This is a genomic window from Nocardia sp. NPDC003269 (genome assembly GCF_042888005.1).
Taxonomy (GTDB): Bacteria; Actinomycetota; Actinomycetes; order Mycobacteriales; family Mycobacteriaceae; genus Nocardia.
In genome coordinates this window covers 338,124-356,078 of record NZ_JBIAPA010000004.1, presented here as the reverse complement: position 1 = coordinate 356,078, position 17,955 = coordinate 338,124, and the positions used below count along the sequence as shown (strand labels likewise).

General features: G+C 70.2%; 18 protein-coding genes. 10 read left to right on the top strand and 8 right to left on the bottom strand.

The genetic code is table 11. From position 1 onward, the window contains the following. Positions 1-69: 69 nt before the first annotated feature. Positions 70-1,362: a GDSL-type esterase/lipase family protein gene (locus ACFYWJ_RS29885; protein WP_355277074.1), complete on the top strand. Its 1,293-nt coding sequence runs from the start codon at positions 70-72 to the stop codon at positions 1,360-1,362. Between the two features lie 4 nt (positions 1,363-1,366). Here the strand turns inward: ACFYWJ_RS29885 and ACFYWJ_RS29880 are convergent, their stop codons facing one another. Then, positions 1,367-1,735, bottom strand: a complete 369-nt coding sequence (locus ACFYWJ_RS29880; RefSeq protein ID WP_355277077.1) for a hypothetical protein — start codon at positions 1,733-1,735, stop codon at positions 1,367-1,369. A 160-nt stretch (positions 1,736-1,895) separates the two neighbouring features. On the opposite strand from ACFYWJ_RS29880, the gene ACFYWJ_RS29875 reads away from it, so the two are divergent. After that, positions 1,896-2,297 carry a DUF1801 domain-containing protein gene (locus ACFYWJ_RS29875; protein ID WP_355277080.1) on the top strand — a complete coding sequence of 134 codons (402 nt, stop codon included), beginning with the start codon at positions 1,896-1,898 and terminating at the stop codon, positions 2,295-2,297. On the opposite strand, the gene ACFYWJ_RS29870 is transcribed toward ACFYWJ_RS29875, so the two are convergent. Together ACFYWJ_RS29870 and ACFYWJ_RS29865 are read right to left on the bottom strand one after the other, a co-directional pair. Next, on the bottom strand, positions 2,294-3,094 hold the full coding sequence (locus tag ACFYWJ_RS29870; RefSeq protein WP_355277083.1) for a metallophosphoesterase: 801 nt from the start codon (positions 3,092-3,094) through the stop codon (positions 2,294-2,296). The two genes, ACFYWJ_RS29875 and ACFYWJ_RS29870, sit on opposite strands and share 4 nt — an antisense overlap. A gap of 42 nt (positions 3,095-3,136) precedes the next feature. After that, entirely contained in the window at positions 3,137-5,611 is a 2,475-nt protein-coding gene (locus ACFYWJ_RS29865; RefSeq protein ID WP_355277086.1) for a phosphoketolase family protein, read from the bottom strand. A 165-nt stretch (positions 5,612-5,776) separates the two neighbouring features. Here ACFYWJ_RS29865 and ACFYWJ_RS29860 point away from each other — a divergent pair, with 165 nt between their 5' ends. From ACFYWJ_RS29860 to clpX, 5 genes are all read left to right on the top strand, one after another. Beyond that, positions 5,777-6,331, top strand: a complete 555-nt coding sequence (locus ACFYWJ_RS29860) for an FKBP-type peptidyl-prolyl cis-trans isomerase (RefSeq protein ID WP_355277089.1) — start codon at positions 5,777-5,779, stop codon at positions 6,329-6,331. Between the two features lie 137 nt (positions 6,332-6,468). Beyond that, on the top strand, positions 6,469-7,833 hold the full coding sequence (gene tig / locus ACFYWJ_RS29855; protein ID WP_218721480.1) for a trigger factor: 1,365 nt from the start codon (positions 6,469-6,471) through the stop codon (positions 7,831-7,833). Positions 7,834-8,020: 187 nt separating this feature from the next. Further along, positions 8,021-8,596: an ATP-dependent Clp protease proteolytic subunit gene (locus ACFYWJ_RS29850; RefSeq protein WP_030202569.1), complete on the top strand. Its 576-nt coding sequence runs from the start codon at positions 8,021-8,023 to the stop codon at positions 8,594-8,596. 42 nt (positions 8,597-8,638) lie between these two features. Next, positions 8,639-9,304 (top strand): ATP-dependent Clp protease proteolytic subunit, encoded by a 666-nt coding sequence (locus ACFYWJ_RS29845; protein ID WP_218721479.1) that lies wholly within the window; start codon positions 8,639-8,641, stop codon positions 9,302-9,304. A gap of 240 nt (positions 9,305-9,544) precedes the next feature. Then, on the top strand, positions 9,545-10,825 hold the full coding sequence (gene clpX / locus ACFYWJ_RS29840; RefSeq protein WP_218721478.1) for an ATP-dependent Clp protease ATP-binding subunit ClpX: 1,281 nt from the start codon (positions 9,545-9,547) through the stop codon (positions 10,823-10,825). 75 nt (positions 10,826-10,900) lie between these two features. Here clpX and ACFYWJ_RS29835 read toward each other — a convergent pair whose 3' ends face one another. Next, positions 10,901-11,710, bottom strand: a complete 810-nt coding sequence (locus ACFYWJ_RS29835) for a hypothetical protein (protein WP_355277094.1) — start codon at positions 11,708-11,710, stop codon at positions 10,901-10,903. A 290-nt stretch (positions 11,711-12,000) separates the two neighbouring features. Beyond that, positions 12,001-12,180 (bottom strand): hypothetical protein, encoded by a 180-nt coding sequence (locus tag ACFYWJ_RS29830; RefSeq protein ID WP_355277097.1) that lies wholly within the window; start codon positions 12,178-12,180, stop codon positions 12,001-12,003. Between the two features lie 179 nt (positions 12,181-12,359). On the opposite strand from ACFYWJ_RS29830, the gene mihF reads away from it, so the two are divergent. Further along, a complete protein-coding gene (mihF, locus tag ACFYWJ_RS29825) occupies positions 12,360-12,674 on the top strand; it encodes an integration host factor, actinobacterial type (protein WP_019045768.1) in 315 nt (104 codons plus the stop codon). Between the two features lie 79 nt (positions 12,675-12,753). Here the strand turns inward: mihF and ACFYWJ_RS29820 are convergent, their stop codons facing one another. Next, positions 12,754-13,950 carry an FHA domain-containing protein gene (locus ACFYWJ_RS29820; RefSeq protein WP_355277101.1) on the bottom strand — a complete coding sequence of 399 codons (1,197 nt, stop codon included), beginning with the start codon at positions 13,948-13,950 and terminating at the stop codon, positions 12,754-12,756. Between the two features lie 275 nt (positions 13,951-14,225). On the opposite strand from ACFYWJ_RS29820, the gene ACFYWJ_RS29815 reads away from it, so the two are divergent. Then, positions 14,226-14,903, top strand: a complete 678-nt coding sequence (locus ACFYWJ_RS29815) for a TetR/AcrR family transcriptional regulator (protein WP_355277103.1) — start codon at positions 14,226-14,228, stop codon at positions 14,901-14,903. After that, a complete protein-coding gene (locus ACFYWJ_RS29810; protein WP_355277105.1) occupies positions 14,900-15,475 on the top strand; it encodes a GNAT family N-acetyltransferase in 576 nt (191 codons plus the stop codon). The genes ACFYWJ_RS29815 and ACFYWJ_RS29810 overlap by 4 nt, the downstream gene beginning before the upstream one ends. Positions 15,476-15,759: 284 nt before the next feature. On the opposite strand, the gene ACFYWJ_RS29805 is transcribed toward ACFYWJ_RS29810, so the two are convergent. Then, positions 15,760-17,307 (bottom strand): glycerol-3-phosphate dehydrogenase/oxidase, encoded by a 1,548-nt coding sequence (locus ACFYWJ_RS29805; RefSeq protein WP_355277108.1) that lies wholly within the window; start codon positions 17,305-17,307, stop codon positions 15,760-15,762. Then, on the bottom strand, positions 17,297-17,917 hold the full coding sequence (locus ACFYWJ_RS29800) for a helix-turn-helix domain-containing protein (RefSeq protein WP_316573868.1): 621 nt from the start codon (positions 17,915-17,917) through the stop codon (positions 17,297-17,299). The genes ACFYWJ_RS29805 and ACFYWJ_RS29800 overlap by 11 nt, the downstream gene beginning before the upstream one ends. Positions 17,918-17,955 lie beyond the last annotated feature (38 nt).

Sequence of the window (17,955 nt, the reverse complement as noted above, 5' to 3'; positions counted from 1 at the left end):
GCCGGTACGGCACCGCTTTTACTGTTACCCCCGATAACGGTCGGGTGGTGACTCTGGAGGCTGTGCGGCGTGGGGAAGTGGGCGGTTCTCGGGGCCGCGATGGTACTGGCCGGATCGATGTCGACCGGGATCGCCGGGGCAGCGCCGAGCACCTGCGGTGACACCGCCTGGGTGGGCAGCTGGATGGCGGCGCCGTCCGATTCGCTCAGTGCCGCCGACCCGTCGCTGATTCCCCAGCTGTCGCTCTCGGATCAGACCTATCGCGTGGTGATCACGCCGCACCGGGGTGGCTCGGAGCTGCGGGTCCACCTGACCAATCGCACCCGGCCGATCGCGATGACCGTGGGACACGTGACGGTGGGGGCCCAGAGCGCGGGCGCGGCGGTGCGCCCCGACTCCGTGCGCGAGGTGACCTTCGGCGGCGAGCGGGCCGTGACCATCGCGCCGTGGAGCGATGTGGTGAGCGACCCGGTCCGGCTCGGGTTCGAGGCGTTCGCGCCGCTGGCGGTGAGCGTGCACGCGCCCGGACTCGCGGTGCTGCCGACCGAGCATTTCAACGGCAACGCCACCAGTTACTACAGCCTCCCGTTCGCCGGTGATCGCACCACCGATCCGTCGGGCGCGCCGCTGCCGTTGAGTACGACCGCGGTGCCGTTCGTCTCGGGTCTCGATGTGCGGGCGCCGGCGGCGGTCTCGACCATCGTGGCCTTCGGCGACTCGATCACCGACGGCTATGTGTCGGCCACCTACCTCGGCACCCCGCAGGACCCGAGCGTGATCGACCGGAACGTGCGCTATCCCGACTTCCTGCAGCGCAGGCTCGACGCCGCGGGCAAGCCGTTCAGCGTGCTCAACGCGGGGATCTCGGGCAACCGGGTCACCCGCGACGGCTTCATCCCGCAGTTCGGGCCGCACGCGGGCGCCCGGCTGCAGGCCGACGTCATCGACAAGGCCGGGGTCAGCGAGGTGATCGTGCTCGAGGGCATCAACGATCTGGGGATTCCGATCGGCGCGGGCTACGACGAGGTGGTCGCCGGGTACACCGGCCTGATCGACCGCCTGCACGCCGCCGGGCTGCGCGTCCACCTGGGCACCCTGCTGCCGACGAGCAACGCCCTGCTGGACGGCATGGCCACGCTGCCGTACGCGAATCCGGTGCGGCAGCGGATCAACGCCTGGATCCGGACCCAGCGGCTGTCCGACAGCGTGGTGGATTTCGATGCGGCGCTGCGGGATCCGGCCAACCCGGACGTCCTCGATCCCCGCTACGCGGGCGCGGACAACCTGCACCCCAACGCGGCGGGCTACCGGGCGATGGCCGAGGCGATCGACCTGGACCGGTTCCTTCCCGTCTGCGGCTGACGACTCAGGCGCAGCGGAACCGGAACTCGGTACTCACCTGGGTGCCCGCGGCGACCTGCAGGCGCACCGGTGCGGTGTCGGCCAGCGCGCACCCGCCGGGCACGGTGATCACCCTCGCCTCGTAGCAGCCGTCGGGCAGGGCGGCGGTGGCGCGGCCGTCGGGGCCGCTGGTCAGGGTCGTGACAACCTGGGTCTCACCGCAGCGGGTCACCGTGATCTCGGCGCGGTTGACCGGGATCGGGTCCCGGCCGGTGAAGGCCAGGACGCTCAGCGTCCCGGCGGTGCCGGTCCCCGGCGGCGCCGGATCGGCGGCGGCCAGCCCGGCGCCGACCAGCGGACAGAGCACGGACAGGGCGAGCATCGTTCGGCGCATGAACCTCTCCTCGGCGATGAGTCGGGTCGTCCGCTGCGATGGTAAGCCCGTTTCGCCAGGTCGCGGCCCGCTCGCCCGGGATGTCGAGTTGACGATTCGGCGACGATCCCACCGGGCGCGCTGCCCGGACACCGGCCCGTTGATATGTCACCATCGATCGGTGACCTACGTCGCCGATCCGCGCGTGGACGCCTACATCGACGCGCTCCCCACCTGGCAGCAGGCCGTCTGCCGCCAGGTCCGCGACCTCGTCCACGCCGCCGACCCCGAGGTCACCGAGACCGTGAAGCGGCGCGTGCAGCCCTACTTCGTCCTCGACGGCAACATCTGCGCGCTGCTCGCCGCCAAGACGCACGTCAACATCTTCCTCTACGACGGCGCCATCGTCCCCGACCCGGACAACATCATCACCGCCGGCCACGACAACAAAACCGCGCGCACCGTCGCCGTCTACGAGGGCCAGACCCTCAACGACCGCGCCCTGAGCAAGATGCTGAAACAGATCATCGCCGACAACCGCGCCGGCGGCTGGCGCAAGATCAAACAGGCCCGCGGCGACTAGCTGCCGGGAGTGATGCCCGCGCGTTCGCTCCAGATCTGTTCGGCGGGGACGGAGATCGTGGTCAGTTCGGGGTAGCGCAGGGCGGAGAGGGTGCCGCCGAAGACGGCGCCGGTGTCGAGGCAGAGGGTGTTGTTGACCCAGGTCAGTTTGGTGACGGGGGTGTGGCCGTAGAGGACGGTGGCGGCGCCGCGGTAGTCCTGGGCCCAGTCGTAGCGGATGGGCAGGCCGTGTTCGTCGAAGTCGCCGGTGGGGGAGCCGTAGAGGGCGAAGGAGCGGGCGCGGCCGGAGGTGCTGCCGTGCAGGCTTTCCGGGAGGCCGGCGTGGGCGACGACCAGCTTGCCGCGATCGAGCAGATAGTGGCTCGGTAGCTCGCGCAGGAAAGTGTGTGCGGCGGAGCGGAATTCGGCGTCTTCTTCGGCCAGCTGGGCCAGGGAGAGCTCGAGACCGTGGGCGACGCGGACATTGCGGCCGTCCAGCGCGCGCACCAGTTTGTACTCGTGGTTCCCGGTGACGCACAGCGCGGTGCGCGCGGCGACCATGCCCATCGCCAGGCGCAGCACACCGGGGGTGTCGGGGCCGCGGTCGACGAGATCGCCGACGAAGACCACCGTGCGCGCGTCCGGATGCGCGGCGCCGACCGCCCGGCCGCGCTCGTCGCGCTCGAGGATGTAGCCGAGTTCGCCCAGCAGGGTTTCCAGCTCGCCGCGGCAGCCGTGGACGTCGCCGATCACGTCGAAGGGGCCGGTGAGGTCGCGACGATCGCGGGGGAGGGTGTCGGGGCGGCGGGGCTCGGTCATCGACTCCATCGTCGTGCAGCGCGGGCCCACGCCGCAACCGCGTTACGTCACAGTGGGGATCGCGGCCTCGGGCCAGACCCAGTTCGCGACGACCGGGATGTCCTCGCCGTGCTCCCTGGTCCAGCGCCGGGCGATCAGCCGGGCGTCGACCATCTCCTGGCGCAGACCCGCCGCCCGACCGCGCAAGCCGGGCACCCGATCGATCACGTCGAGCACCAGGTGGAAGCGGTCGAGGTCGTTGAGCATCACCATGTCGAAGGGGGTGGTGGTCGTGCCCTTCTCCTTGTATCCGCGCACGTGCAGTTCGGCGTGGTTGGTGCGGCGATAGGTGAGCCGGTGGACCAGCCAGGGGTAGCCGTGGAAGGCGAAGATCACCGGGCGGTCGGTGGTGAACAGCGCGTCGAACTCGGCGTCGGGCAGGCCGTGCGGGTGTTCGCCTGCGGGCAGCATCCGCATCAGGTCCACGACATTGACCACCCGGACCCGCAGGTCGGGCAGCCGATCGCGCAGGATCGCGGCGGCGGCGAGGGTTTCCAGGGTGGGGATGTCGCCCGCGCAGCCGAGCACCACGTCGGGGGTGGTGCCGGGGTCGTCGTTGTGGCAGGCCCACTCCCAGATCCCGACCCCGCGGGCGCAGTGCAGCGCGGCCTCGGACACCGAAAGCCAGTCCGGCCCCGGCTGTTTGCCCGCGACGACCACATTGGCGTAGTGCAGCGAGCGCAGGCAGTGGTCGTAGGTGGACAGCAGGGTGTTCGCGTCCGGCGGCAGGTACACCCGCACGATCTCGGGACTCTTGTTCGCCACGACATCGAGGAACCCCGGGTCCTGGTGGGTGAATCCGTTGTGGTCCTGGCGCCACACGTGCGAGGTGAGCAGATAGTTCAGGCTGGGGATCTTGCGCCGCCACGGCACCGCCAGGCTGGCGTCGAGCCACTTGGCGTGCTGGTTGAACATGGCGTCGACGATGTGGATGAACGCCTCGTAGCAGGTGAACACCCCGTGCCTGCCGGTGAGCAGGTAGCCCTCCAGCAGGCCCTGGCACAGGTGCTCGGAGAGCACCTCCACGGCGCGGCCGGTCGGCGACAGGTCGACATCCCAGCGGCCGACCTCGGCCTGCCAGTCCCGTCCGGTCACCTCGAGGATGTCCTGGAGCCGGTTGCTGACCAGTTCGTCCGGGGCGAGGGTGAGGAAGTTGTGCGGATTGCGCACCGTGACATCGCGCAGCCAGCTGCCCAGCACCCGGGTCGCCTCGTGCGGTCCCGACCCCGGCCGCTCGACGGCGACGCCGTAGTCGCGCCAGTCCGGCAGGTCCAGATCACGTACGAGCAGCCCGCCGTTGGCGACCGGGTTCAGGCTCATCGGCCGGTCCGGGATCTGGCTGAGCACGGCGGCGACCGGGGCGCCGTGCTCGTCGAACAGTTCCTCTGGGCGATACGAGCGCAGCCACTGCTCCAGTACGCGCCGGTGCTGCGGGTTGGTGCGGGCCGCGGGCAGGGGGACCTGGTGGGCGCGGAAGGTGCCCTCGACCTGTTCGCCGTCGACGACCGGGGGACAGGTCCAGCCCTTCGGCGTGTGCAGCACGATCATCGGCCAGCGCGGCCGGGTGGTGTCGCCGTCGACGCGGGCCGCGCGCTGGAATCCGGCGATGCGGTCCAGGCAGGTGTCCATCGCCGTGGCCAGCGCCTGGTGCACCGGGGCCGGGTCGTCGCCGGAGACGATCAGCGGCTCGTAGCCGTAGCCGCTCAGCAGCGCGACCAGTTCGTCGGTCGGGATGCGGGCGAGGATCGTCGGGTTGGCGATCTTGTACTCGTTGAGCGCCAGGATCGGCACCACCGCGCCGTCGCGCGCCGCGTTGAGGAATTTGTTCGCGTGCCAGCTGGCCGCCAGCGGGCCGGTTTCGGCCTCGCCGTCGCCGATCACGCAGAACACCGTCAGATCGGGATGGTCGAGTGCGGCGCCGTAGGCGTGCAGCAGGCTGTAGCCGAGTTCGCCGCCCTCGTGGAACGAGCCGGGCGTCTCCGGCGCGCAGTGGCTCGGCACGCCGCCGGGGAAGGAGAACTGGTGGAACAGCCTGCGCATGCCGTGGCTGTCGCGCGCGATGTCGGGGTAGAGCTCGGCGTAGGCGCCCTCCAGCCAGGCACAGGCGTTCGGGCCGGGGCCGCCGTGGCCGGGGCCCGCCACGTACACCGCGTCGAGTCCGCGATTCCGGATCACCCGATTCGCGTGCGCCCACACCAGATTCAGGCCGGGCACGGTGCCGAAGTGGCCGAGCAGGCGCGGCTTGATGTCCTCGGCGCGCAGCGGCTCGCGCAGCAGCGGATTGCGCATCAGATAGATCTGGCCGACCGCCAGATAGTTCGCGGCCCGCCACCAGGTGTCCACCGCGACCAACTCGTCGCGGGACAGCGGGCCGGGGGCGTCGGCGAGGACGTAGGGCTGCGGGGCGATGGTCTCGCCGTCGCCGCCGCCCACGTTGTCGGCGGCGGTGTCGGCGTCGAGATCGCTGGTCCGGGTCATCGCGGACTCTCCTCGTACTCGGTGAGCTGCGGCGCCGTCCGCGCCGCCGGGACCTGCACGGGGCGCCGATTCGGCACTCGGCGACACCGGTGGAGAAACGCACCGCCGAGCCTACCGCCGTGCCCGTTCCCGGCGCCGCGCCCGCGGTCTATTACTGTGCGGGCCATGCATTCTCTCGGCAGGATCATCGGCATCGGACTCGTCGCGGCCGCCGCGATCGCGACAGCGGCGTGCGGCTCGGACTCGGATTCGGCGAGTTCGCCGAGCAGCAGCACCGCCGCCGCGGGCCAGTCCACGGCCAGCAAGGGCCGCGAATGCACCGCCGACGACATCAAGGTCAGCGGTGGCTACGGCGACGCACCGGAGATCACGATTCCCGACTCCTGTGATCCGCCCAAGACCCTGATCGTCAAGGACCTGGTCGCGGGCAACGGCCCCGGCGCGGTCGCCGGTCAGCCGCTGACCATGAACTACGCGCTGGTCACCTGGTCGGACAAGGAGACCCTGGACAGCTCGTTCAAGCGTGGCAAGCCGTTCCAGCTGACCCTCGGCGCCGGCCAGGTCATCGAGGGCTGGGACCAGGGTCTGCTCGGCGTGCAGCAGGGCGCGCGCCGGCTGCTGATCGTGCCGCCGAACCTCGGCTACGGTGCGGGCGGCAACGGCGTCGCGCCGAACGAGACGCTGGTCTTCGTCACCGACGCGGTGCAGGTCGGCCGCTAGCCGCCGCGCAAACAGCCGCCGATTGCACGACCGCGAAGGCGGTCAACTACCCTGGTCGGGATGCGTTCGTCGCACCGACTCATGGCGCGACGTCCCATGCGGGGACACCACTGAACTACGAACCAAGGAGCATGTCCGTGAAGAGCACCGTCGAGCAGCTGAGCCCGACCCGGGTCCGGATCAACGTCGAGGTGCCCTTCGAGGAGCTGAAGCCCGACTTCGACAAGGCGTACAAGGCGCTGGCCCAGCAGGTCCGCATCCCCGGCTTCCGTCCGGGCAAGGCTCCGGCCAAGCTGATCGAGACCCGTGTCGGCCGTGGCGCCGTGCTGGAGCAGGTCGTCAACGACGCGCTGCCGGGTCGCTACGCCGAGGCCGTGCAGTCCGCCGAGGTGAAGGTCATCGGCCAGCCCGAGATCGAGATCACCAAGATCGAGGACGGCGAAGAGCTGGCGTTCACCGCCGAGGTCGACGTGCGCCCCGAGATCGCGCTGCCGGACTACTCGGGCCTCGAGGTCACCGTCGACGCGTTCACCATCGAGGACGCCGACATCGAGCAGCAGCTCACCTCGCTGCGTCAGCGTTTCGGCACCCTGACCGGTGTCGAGCGCGCCGTGCAGGACGGCGACTTCGTCTCGATCGACCTGTCGGCCACCGTCGACGGCGAGGACGTGCCGGAGGCGGCCACCACCGGCCTGTCGCACGAGGTCGGTTCGGGTCAGCTGATCGAGGGCCTCGACGAGGCGATCACCGGTCTGTCGGCCGGCGAGTCGAAGGAGTTCACCTCCACCCTGGTCGCCGGCGAGCACGCCGGCAAGGAAGCCGTCATCACCGTCACCGTGCAGTCGGTGAAGGAGCGCGAGCTGCCCGAGGCCGACGACGAGTTCGCCCAGCTGGCCAGCGAATTCGACACCATCGACGAGCTCAAGGAAGACCTGAAGGGCCGCGTCGAGCGCGTCAAGAAGGTCGAGCAGGCCGGTCAGATCCGCGACAAGGTGCTCGACACCCTGCTCGAGACCGTCGAGGTCCCGCTGCCCGAGGCCGTCGTCAAGGCCGAGGTCGACGCGGTGCTGCACGACGCCGTCCACGGCTTCGACCACGACGAGGCCAAGCTGGCCGAGGCGCTCGAGGCGCAGGGCTCCTCCCGCGAGGAGTTCGACAAGGACACCCAGGAAGCCGCCGAGAAGTCGGTGAAGACCCAGCTGCTGCTCGACGCCATCGCCGAGGCCGAGAACACCCAGGTCGGCCAGCAGGAGCTGACCGAGCGAATCCTGTTCCAGGCCCAGCGCTACGGCATGTCGCCGGAGCAGTTCATCCAGCAGGTGCAGCAGGCCGGTCAGCTGGGCGCGGTGTTCGCCGACGTCCGTCGTGGCAAGGCGCTGGCCGGTGTCGTCGGCCAGGTGAAGGTCACCGACTCCGAGGGCAACGTGGTGGACACCACCGAAATGTTCGGTGACCCCGCGGATTCCGCCGAGACCGAGCAGGTCGAGGCCGCCGCCGAATAGGTTTTGTGATGCCGGTGTGACCGGTACCCCACACGGGGTGCTTGGATTGCGCTGTGAGCGAAGAAGGGCGGTACCGGGAGTTCGGTGCCGCCCTGCTTCGTTACTGTTTGTGACGACGAACCGTATGGCCGTAGCAATCGGTGAGAAGAGAAGGCAGGTATCCGTGACAATCAACCAGGCAGGGGTCATGACAGCCGCTACTGCTGGTCTCAACCTCAGTGATTCGGTGTACGAGCGGCTGCTGCGCGAGCGCATCATCTTCCTCGGCACGCAGGTCGACGATGACATCGCGAACAAGCTGTGCGCGCAGATCCTGCTGCTCTCGGCCGAGGATCCGACCAAGGACATCTCGCTCTACATCAACTCCCCGGGTGGCTCGGTCACCGCGGGTATGGCCATCTACGACACGATGCAGTTCGCCGAGTGCGACATCAAGACCGTCGCGATGGGCCTGGCCGCGTCGATGGGGCAGTTCCTGCTGACCGCGGGCACCAAGGGCAAGCGTTTCGCGCTGCCGCACACCCGGATCATGATGCACCAGCCGTCGGCGGGCATCGGTGGTTCCGCGGCCGACATCGCGATCATGGCCGAGCAGTTCGCCCACACCAAGCGCGAGCTCAACGAGCTGCAGTCGCTGCACACCGGCAAGTCGGTGGAGCAGGTGACCGAGGACGCGGACCGCGACCGCTGGTTCACGGCGAAGGAAGCCCTCGAATACGGCTTCATCGACCACGTGGTCACCCACGCGAACCAGGCGAAGTAACGCCGCCGTCCCCCCTCACTCGAGACAAGCTTGGAGATAAAGATGGCCAACCTCTTCGACCCGCGCGCCGGACATGGCGGCTCCGCTGCGGGCCTCCCGCAGGCGCGCTACATCCTGCCGCAGTTCACCGAGCAGACCTCGTTCGGTGTCAAGACGTCGGACCCGTACAACAAGCTCTTCGAGGAGCGCATCATCTTCCTGGGCAACCAGGTCGACGACGTCTCGGCGAACGACATCATGGCGCAGCTGCTGGTGCTGGAGTCCCAGGACCCCGACCGCGACATCACCATGTACATCAACTCGCCCGGTGGCTCGTTCACCGCGCTGATGGCGATCTACGACACCATGCAGTACGTCCGCCCCGACGTGGTGACGGTGTGCCTGGGTCAGGCCGCCTCGGCCGCCGCGGTGCTGCTGGCCGCCGGTGCGCCCGGTAAGCGTGCCGCGCTGCCCAACGCGCGCATCCTGATCCACCAGCCGTCCTCGGGCGGCGTGCAGGGCCAGGTGTCCGACCTCGAGATCGCCGCGGCCGAGATCGAGCGGATGCGCCGCCTGATGGAGGTCACCATCTCGCGCCACACCGGCAAGTCCGAGGAGCAGGTCCGCAAGGACACCGACCGCGACAAGATCCTGACGGCCGAGGAGGCCAAGGAATACGGCATCGTCGACCAGGTCTTCGATTACCGGAAGCTCAGCGGACAGAAGTGACACGCCCGGGCCCGTCGCCCGATCTGGGCGGCGGGCCCATCTTTTTTCGACCGTGGGCCTCACAATGGTGAGAACCCGCACAACGCTTCACAGAAACATGCGCGAGTTGTCGACCTCTCTCGCGCACACCAGGTACGGTCGACTCAGGGACCACTGCTCTGATTGACGGCACCGAAACGTATTTCCGGCCCAATCGGGGGACGACGGTCGCACTCGGACAAGGAAGTAGGGACCTACGAGATGGCGCGCATCGGAGACGGCGGCGATCTGCTCAAGTGCTCGTTCTGCGGAAAGAGCCAGAAGCAGGTCAAGAAGCTCATTGCGGGCCCCGGGGTCTATATCTGCGACGAGTGCATCGACCTCTGCAACGAGATCATCGAGGAAGAGCTGGCCGAGTCGAGCGAGGTCAAGCTCGACGAGCTGCCCAAGCCGTCGGAGATCCGGGACTTCCTGGAGAACTACGTCATCGGGCAGGACACGGCCAAGCGCACCCTCGCGGTCGCGGTCTACAACCACTACAAGCGCATCCAGGCCGGCGACAAGGGCCGCGACAGCCGCGGTGAGACCGTCGAGCTGGCCAAGTCGAACATCCTGATGCTCGGCCCCACCGGCTGCGGTAAGACCTACCTCGCGCAGACGCTGGCGAAGATGCTGAACGTGCCGTTCGCCATCGCCGACGCCACCGCGCTCACCGAGGCGGGCTACGTCGGTGAAGACGTCGAGAACATCCTGCTGAAGCTCATCCAGGCCGCCGACTACGACGTCAAGCGCGCCGAGACCGGCATCATCTACATCGACGAGGTCGACAAGATCGCCCGCAAGAGCGAGAACCCGTCGATCACCCGCGATGTCTCCGGTGAGGGCGTGCAGCAGGCGCTGCTGAAGATCCTGGAGGGCACCCAGGCGAGTGTGCCGCCGCAGGGCGGTCGCAAGCACCCGCACCAGGAGTTCATCCAGATCGACACCACCAACGTGCTGTTCATCGTGGCCGGCGCGTTCGCGGGCCTGGAGAAGATCATCTCCGACCGCACCGGGCACCGCGGCATCGGCTTCGGCGCCGAGGTCCGCTCCAAGGCCGAGGTCGACACCGACGACCACTTCGCCGACGTGATGCCCGAGGACCTGATCAAGTTCGGCCTGATCCCCGAGTTCATCGGCCGCCTGCCGGTCGTCGCCTCGGTGACCAACCTGGACAAGGAATCGCTGGTCAAGATCCTCTCGGAGCCGAAGAACGCGCTGGTCAAGCAGTACGTGCGGTTGTTCGAGATGGACGGCGTCGACCTCGAGTTCACCACCGACGCCCTCGAAGCCGTCGCCGACCAGGCGATCCTGCGCGGCACCGGTGCCCGTGGCCTGCGCGCCATCATGGAGGAAGTCCTGCTCCCGGTGATGTACGACATCCCCGGCCGCGACGACGTCGCCAAGGTGGTCGTGAACGCCGACACCGTCACCGAGAACGTCCTCCCGACGATCGTCCCGCGCAAGACCCAGCGCACCGAGCGCCGCGAGAAGTCGGCGTAGAGCCCACACAGCGCCATCGAAAGAGGGCCCCTGCTCCAGCTGGAGCAGGGGCCCTCTTTTCGTGTGTGGTTGTCGCTAGCTCTCGCGGAAGGCGGGCGCGGCGGAGAGGAGGTCCTCGGCGTCGTCGGAGGGGATCTCGGCGGAGGCGCGGGCGATGGCGGTGCTGTAGCGGGCGCTGGCGGCGTTGTGGATCATCAGGGCCACGCCGATCATCACCGGGGCCACCGCGTGGACGGCGGCGTCGTACCAGTGTCCCGCGCTCAGGTGGGGATAGGTGTTGAGGGCGATGGTGAGCGAGAGCAGGAACAGTTCCGCGACCAGCACCTGGGTGCGGTTGCCCATCACGCCCCACTCGGCCACCCGGGTGGTGCCGATCATGATGATGACCAGGCAGACGCTGATCATGGCTTCCAGGCCGAAGCTGGCCCAGTAGAGCGGGTCGCTCGGGCCGCCGGGGGCGATGTTGTGCTGGACGTTCACCGCCGACCACAGCATGCCCGCGATGACGACGCCGGCCAGGGCGCGCAGCGACCAGGTGCGGTGCTGGTAGAGCGAGGCCAGCCGGGCGCGCGGGTTGGATTCGCGGCGCTGGGCGGCGATGGCCTTGCGGGCCAGCATCACGTCCGCCATCTCCGCCCGCTCCATCTCGGCGGTGGTCTCGCGCAGCCGATCGGCGTGCATGGACGCGGCCTTGATCTGCTTCCAGCGCTGGTCGCGCTCGTAGGTGCGGATCTTCTCGGCGAGTTCGCGCTCGGCGCGCAGTTCGTCTTCCGACAGTGCGTCGGTCAGGGCCGGATCGGACTGGTAGGCGATGCGCCGCCTGGCCCGTTCGACCCGGACAGGCAACGCAACGACCTCGTCATCGAGCGGGTGTTCCTCGCGCATCGCAACTCCAAGTAGCAAAGGGGTTCGCCGGGTCGCGTCATTCTTGCGCATGGAGCCGCGGAGAGCACAACCGCGGGCCGGATTTCTCGCCGACCCGCCGCTGCCGGAAACGTCTGGCGCACAACTGTGTAGCTGTCATCGCACAGTCACGGGGAGACGGTGACGACCGGTGACCGGTCGCGCCCGGGGTCGAGGAGCTTCGTTGATCCTCCGTGGTTCGCCGTTGAACCTTGGTCCCGTTTTGTGCTTCTGCTGGTGTTTCGTCGCAGCTGGGCGTGGTGTTACGTGGATCACCCCGCGGAGAAGTCGCCGTACTCCGGTGCCCCGTCGGCGCGGTGGCTCGCGATGAGCACGCCGGTGGGGGCCGGCCAGCCGCCGTGGGTGAAGCCGTCGACGGTGTCCTCCTGCGGCCCGCCCGGCGCCTGGTGGACGCCGTCGATGGTGCGGAACTGGGTCAGGGAGAGCTCCATGGCGCCGATCCTTTCGTCCGTTTCGTCCGTCTTGCAGGTCGTTCACCCATTACGACGGGCCCAGCACGCAAAACTCATCGGCGTATCCTCGCGGTGTGTCGGACTGGTGCTGCCGTTCGGTTGCTGTTTACTCGGTCCGTCAATCAGATGTTCGAGTGACGAGTGGAAGCGGAGGAGACATGGCACTGCCTACGATGACCGCCGAACAGCGCACCGAGGCGTTGGCCAAAGCGGCTGCCGTGCGCAAGGCGCGCTCGGAACTGATCGGCAAGGTGAAGGAGGGCAAGGTCACCGTCGCCGATCTGCTCAAGAAGGCCGACAGCGACGACCTGGTCAAGAAGACCAAGGTCGCCGCCGTGATCAAGGCGCTGCCGGGTGTCGGCCCGGTGAAGGCGGCCAAGCTGATGGATCAGGCCGAGATCCCCGAGGATCGCCGCATCGGCGGCCTCGGTGCTCGCCAGCGCGCGGCACTGCTGGACGCCCTCGAGGCCTGAGCCGAATCGCGGTCCGACGCCCGTGGACGCACAGCGTGCACACCACGGGCGTCGGGACAGTTCGGCCCGATGAGCTGGCTCAGACGCAGTAGGTCAGCAGGAAATCGTTGATGCGCAGGCGCCAGCCCGGTTGCAGTTCGATGGGCAGGGTGCCGACGCGCGACCAGCGTTCGGAGTCGGGGGCGGCGAAGAACGTACCGGAGGTGGCGGGGGCCTCCCGGACGAACACCTTGCCCCGGTCGGGGGCGACGAAGGCGTGGACCCGGGACACGAGCCGGTCGCGTTCGATCAGGATGGGGGTGGCGGCGGCGGCCCGCACCGATTCGTCGCCGGAGGGGTTACGGCCCAGGACATAGGGCCGATCCAGCGGATAGCTCAGCCCGTCCTCGGTGACGAGGGCGCCGCGCGAGCTGGTGGGATGCGGTCCGGACTTCCCCAGGGCGACGGGCTCGGCCCGTTTCGCCGCGTCCAGGGCCTGGGACCAGGCCAGCGGCGCGTTGGTGGCGGGGGAATTGCGCGGACCGGTGCTGACGGTCTCACCGTCGACGGTCGCCGGGCGCGAGCCCGTGCTCACCGTCTCGCCGTCGGGATCACCCACCTCGGGGGCGGCCACGAAACCGGTTGCCGGACCGGCGGATCCGGCCTCGGCGCTGGGGACGGCGAAACCCGCGGTCGCCGGTCTGGCCTCCCCGTTCTCGGTGTGACCCGCCGGTGTGCGCAGGGCGCGGAAGCCGGTGGCCTCGGTGGGCGGCGGCTCGTCGATCGCCTCGACCCGGCGCGGCGCGGGATTGCGGCGCCGTCCGAGGTTGAGCACGAATCCGTTGCCGGTGACGATGCCGGCCCGCAGGTCGGTGCGTGGATTGGCGCTGGTCGGGTCGGCCATCTCGGCGCCGACCGCGATCCGGCGGACGGGCTCGCGGATGATCTCGTCGACCCAGGTGAAGGCGCGGTCGCCGGCCAGACGGCGGTTGCCCTCGGCGCCGGAGATCTCGGCGATCACCGCGCCGCGCAACAGGATCAGCATCCCGTCGGCGGTCGGGGCGAGGACGCCGAACGGCGGCGGGGCGGACGCGCCGCCGAAGACGACGCCGGCCAGTCGCTGGGCCAGCGCGGCACCGGGCGCGGAGGCCGCGGTGCTCATCGCGACGGTTTCGACCGCACCGAGTAGTCGGTCGGTGGACGGGGTCTCACCCGCGAGATACATGACGACGTCGCCGAATCGGGCGACGATCCCGGTACCGGGCACGATGGCCACGGTAGACGAATGCGCGCGCATCAATGCCTCCTTGTCGGACTGGCCTTTGCCAGCATAGATCGAGTCGTCGCGTGCGGTTGCGGGATGTGGTCGCGAACCTTGGGCGAACAGGGGTCCACCTGCGGTTTCGCGGAGGGGAGTCGGGATCGATGCGGTACTGGCGCAGCGGTTTTCGGCGGGCCGGGCAACCCGTGCGCGCGGCGGGTGGGCGCAGCGAGGCCCGCGGGAGTCGTCCATCGAGCCGTACGAACATTGTTCGTGTCAAACGTCGTTCGTGGCCCACGTATGATCGGCGCATGAACGCCGCACCCGTCAGCCGCCGGGCCCGACCGGCGAAGGCGCCGTTGAGCCGCGAGGTCGTCATCGAGACCGGTCTGCGCATCCTCGACAGCGACGGCCTGGCCGCGCTCACCATGCGCCGGGTCGCCCAGGAGCTCGACACCGGCGCCGCGTCGCTCTACGTCTACGTCGCCAACCGCGACGACCTGATGACCGGCATGCTCGATCATGTCCTGTCCACCGTCACCACGCCCGCCGACGGCGACTGGCGGGCGCGCCTGACCGCCGTCGTCGAGCGCGCCATCGAGGTGCTGGGCAGGCACGAGGGGCTGGCCCTGGTCGCGTTCGGCCGGATCCCGACCACCGAACACGCGCTCGGCCTGATCGAACAGCTGCTGGCGCTGCTGCGCGAGGGCGGCCTCGATCCGGCGACCGCCTCCTGGGCCGTCGACCTGATCCATCTGCACATCACCGCCGAGGCGGCCGAGCAGGCGGCCTACAACACCCAGGGCGGCACCGAGTCGGACTACCTCGCCGAGATCGGCGGGCGCTTCGCCGAACTGCCCGCCGAGCGCTACCCGACGATCGTCGCGCTGCGCGAGCAGATGCTCGCGGGCGACGGCGACGCGCGCGGCCGGTGGGCGCTGCGCGCCATGCTCAACGGCATCCTCGCCACCCCGGTGGACGCGCGATGACCGGCGTCGACGAGTCGGGGATCGCCGAGCGACCGCGGGCGAGCGGCGGTCCCCTCCGGCCCGCGACCGAGGCCGAGATCCCGGTGCTGCAGGAGATCGAGCAGCGTGCGGGCGCCCCGTTCGCCGCGGTTGGGATGACCGCGGTCGCCGACGACGACCCGCCGCCCGCCGACACCCTGCGCGACTACATCACCGCGGGGCGCGCCTGGGTCTGGCCCGACGAGACCGGTCGCGCCATCGGCTACCTGGTGCTCGGCATGGTCGACGGCGAGCCGCACGTGGACCAGGTCTCGGTGGACCCGGCCCACGCCGGGCTGCGCATCGGCAAACGCCTGATCGACCACGCCGTCCGCTGGGCGAAAGAGCGTGGGCTGCGCGAGATCACCCTCACCACGTTCACCGAGGTCCCGTGGAACGGCCCGTACTACGAGCGGCTCGGGTTCACCTACATCCCGGTCGCCGACGAGACACCGGAGCTGCGCGCCATCCGCGCCGCCGAAATCGCCCACGGCCTCGACGAATGGCCCCGCGCCTGCATGCGCGCCGACCTGGACACCTGGATCTACGGCTGACGGTCGCCCGGCCGCCGATGCGAGCGGCCGGGCGATCGGCGCAGGGTGGCTCGGTCCGCCGGACCACCGCGCCGCACCGGGGTGGCAGTCGGTCGGACCGCTGTGCGCAGCCGCGCCCGGGTGGCAGTCGGTCGCGCCAGTGCGCGAAGCCGTGCCGGGGTGGCGGTCGGTCGCGCCAGTGCGTGAAGCCGTGCCGGGGTGGCGGTCGGTCGGGCCAGTGCGCGCAGCCGCGCCGGGGTGGCGGTCGGTCGCGCCAGTGCGCGAAGTCGTGCAGGGCGGCGCGGTCAGCTGCCGACGACAGCCCTGGCGAAAGCGGCCTCGGCGGCGGGGGTGGCGGCGGCGCGGTCCTCGGGGACCAGGCCGATGCGGGTGCGGCGGTCGAGCAGGTCGTCGACCGTGAGGGCGCCCTCATGGCTGATGGCGAAGTCGAATTCGGCGGCGGTGACATCGATTCCGGGGGCGACCGGCTCGCGCAGCGACGGGTCGGCCAGCCAGGCCGAGACGATCCGGCCCGCTTCGCTGCCGTAGCGCTCGATCAGGACCGGGGGCGCGTCGATGCGGTCGCGGGCCGCGCCGGCGACGGCGCCGACCAGGGGGAGCCTGGTCGTCCGGCAGGCCGACGCGGGCAGCCCGGCGTGGGCGACGGCGGCGTCGACGGCGTCCTGCGCCATCTGGCGGTAGGTGGTGAGCTTGCCGCCGACGACGGTGATCAGGCCGTCGGGGGAGGTGAGGACCGCGTGCTCGCGGGAGATGTCGGCGGTGCTGTCGTCGGCGGTCTCGAGCAGCGGGCGCAGACCGGCGAAGCGGCCACGGATATCGGCGCGGGTCAACGGTTCCCGCAGCGCGGTGTTGATGGTGTCGAGCAGGAAGTCGATCTCGGATTCGGTGGGCTGCGGCTCGTCGGGGATCGGGCCCGGCGCCTCCTCGTCGGTGAGACCGAGGTAGACGCGGCCGTGCGCGGCGGGCAGCGCGAACACGAAGCGGCTGATGCTGCCGGGGACCGGCACCGTCAGCGCGGCGCTCAGGCCGCCGAACGCGGCGGCGTCGAACACCAGGTGGGTGCCGCGGCTGGGCCGCAGCTTGATGCTGTGGTCGACCTCGCCCGCCCACACACCGGTCGCGTTGATCACGGCGCGGGCCCGCACGGTCAGCGTCTCGCCGGTGATCGTGTCGCGCAGCTGGACCGAATCACCGCTCGCCGTCACGGCTTCCGCCCTGGTGAGCACGGTCGCGCCGTGCGCGGCCGCGGTGCGGGCCAGGGCGACGACCAGGCGCGCGTCGTCGACGAGCTGGCCGTCCCAGGCCTGCAGGCCGCCGCGCAGGCCATCGCGGCGCACGGTCGGGGCCAGGCGCAGCGCCTCGGCGGCGGCGACCCGGCGGGAGCGGGGCAGGGTGTCGGCGGAGGTGCGGGCGGCGACGCGCAGCGCGTCACCGGCGGCGAAACCCGCGCGGATGAGCGCACTCTGGGACGCCTTGATGCCGGGCAGCAGCGGCACCAGCTGGGGCAGCGGGCGCACCAGGTGCGGCGCGGTGGTGCGCAGCATGACGCCGCGCTCGACCGCGCTCTCGTGCGCGATGCCGACCCGCCCGCTGGCCAGGTAGCGCAGACCGCCGTGCACCAGCTTCGAACTCCAGCGGCTGGTGCCGAACGCGAAGTCGGTGCGCTCGATGAGCAGCGTGCGCAGTCCGCGGGAGGCGGCGTCGAGCGCGACGCCGGCGCCGGTCACGCCGCCGCCGATCACCAGCACGTCGACCTCGGGGCGATCGCCCAGCGCGGCCAGGTCGGCGGTGCGGCGGGTCGCGTGCAGGGCGGCCTTCGAATCAGGAGTCATCACAGTCCTTGTCGCGAGGAGGGAGCAGGTAACCCTCGATCGCCCTCGACAGCTCCGCGTCGAACTGCGCACCGGCCAGCAGCGGCTCCACCGTGCCCGCGGATTGCACCGCGGACTGGGTGATGAGCAGCAGCATGGTCGCCATCTGCTCGGCGTCGCCCGCCCGGATCGAACCGTCGTCGTGGCCGAGCCGGATCGCGGTCGCGAACAGCTCGATCAGCGTGCGCTGGTTGCGCCCCAGCCTGCCGAACACATAGGTGAGCATGAGGTCGGTGTCGGTCCGGAAGATCTTGGCGAACACCGCGTTCGCCCGGATCGCGGCCGCACCGGCGACGATGCCGCGCACCAGCCGGTCCCGGCCGAGGCCGATCTCGGGCATGGTCTCGCCGACGATCGTGCGTAACTCACGGACCAGGAGCTCGGCGATCAGCGACCCGGTGTCGGGCCAGCGCCGGTACACCGTCGGCCTGCTGACCCCGGCGCGGCGCGCCACCTCGGTGAGCGTGGTGCGACGGACACCGAAATCGACGACACAGGCGCGCGTGGCATCGAGGATCGCCACGTCGGTGGGCGAGAGTTGCTCGTCCGCGTTGGTTGCGATGTCGATCATCGTGCTTCACCCCGGTGTGTTCGGCGGCGCCGGAAGGG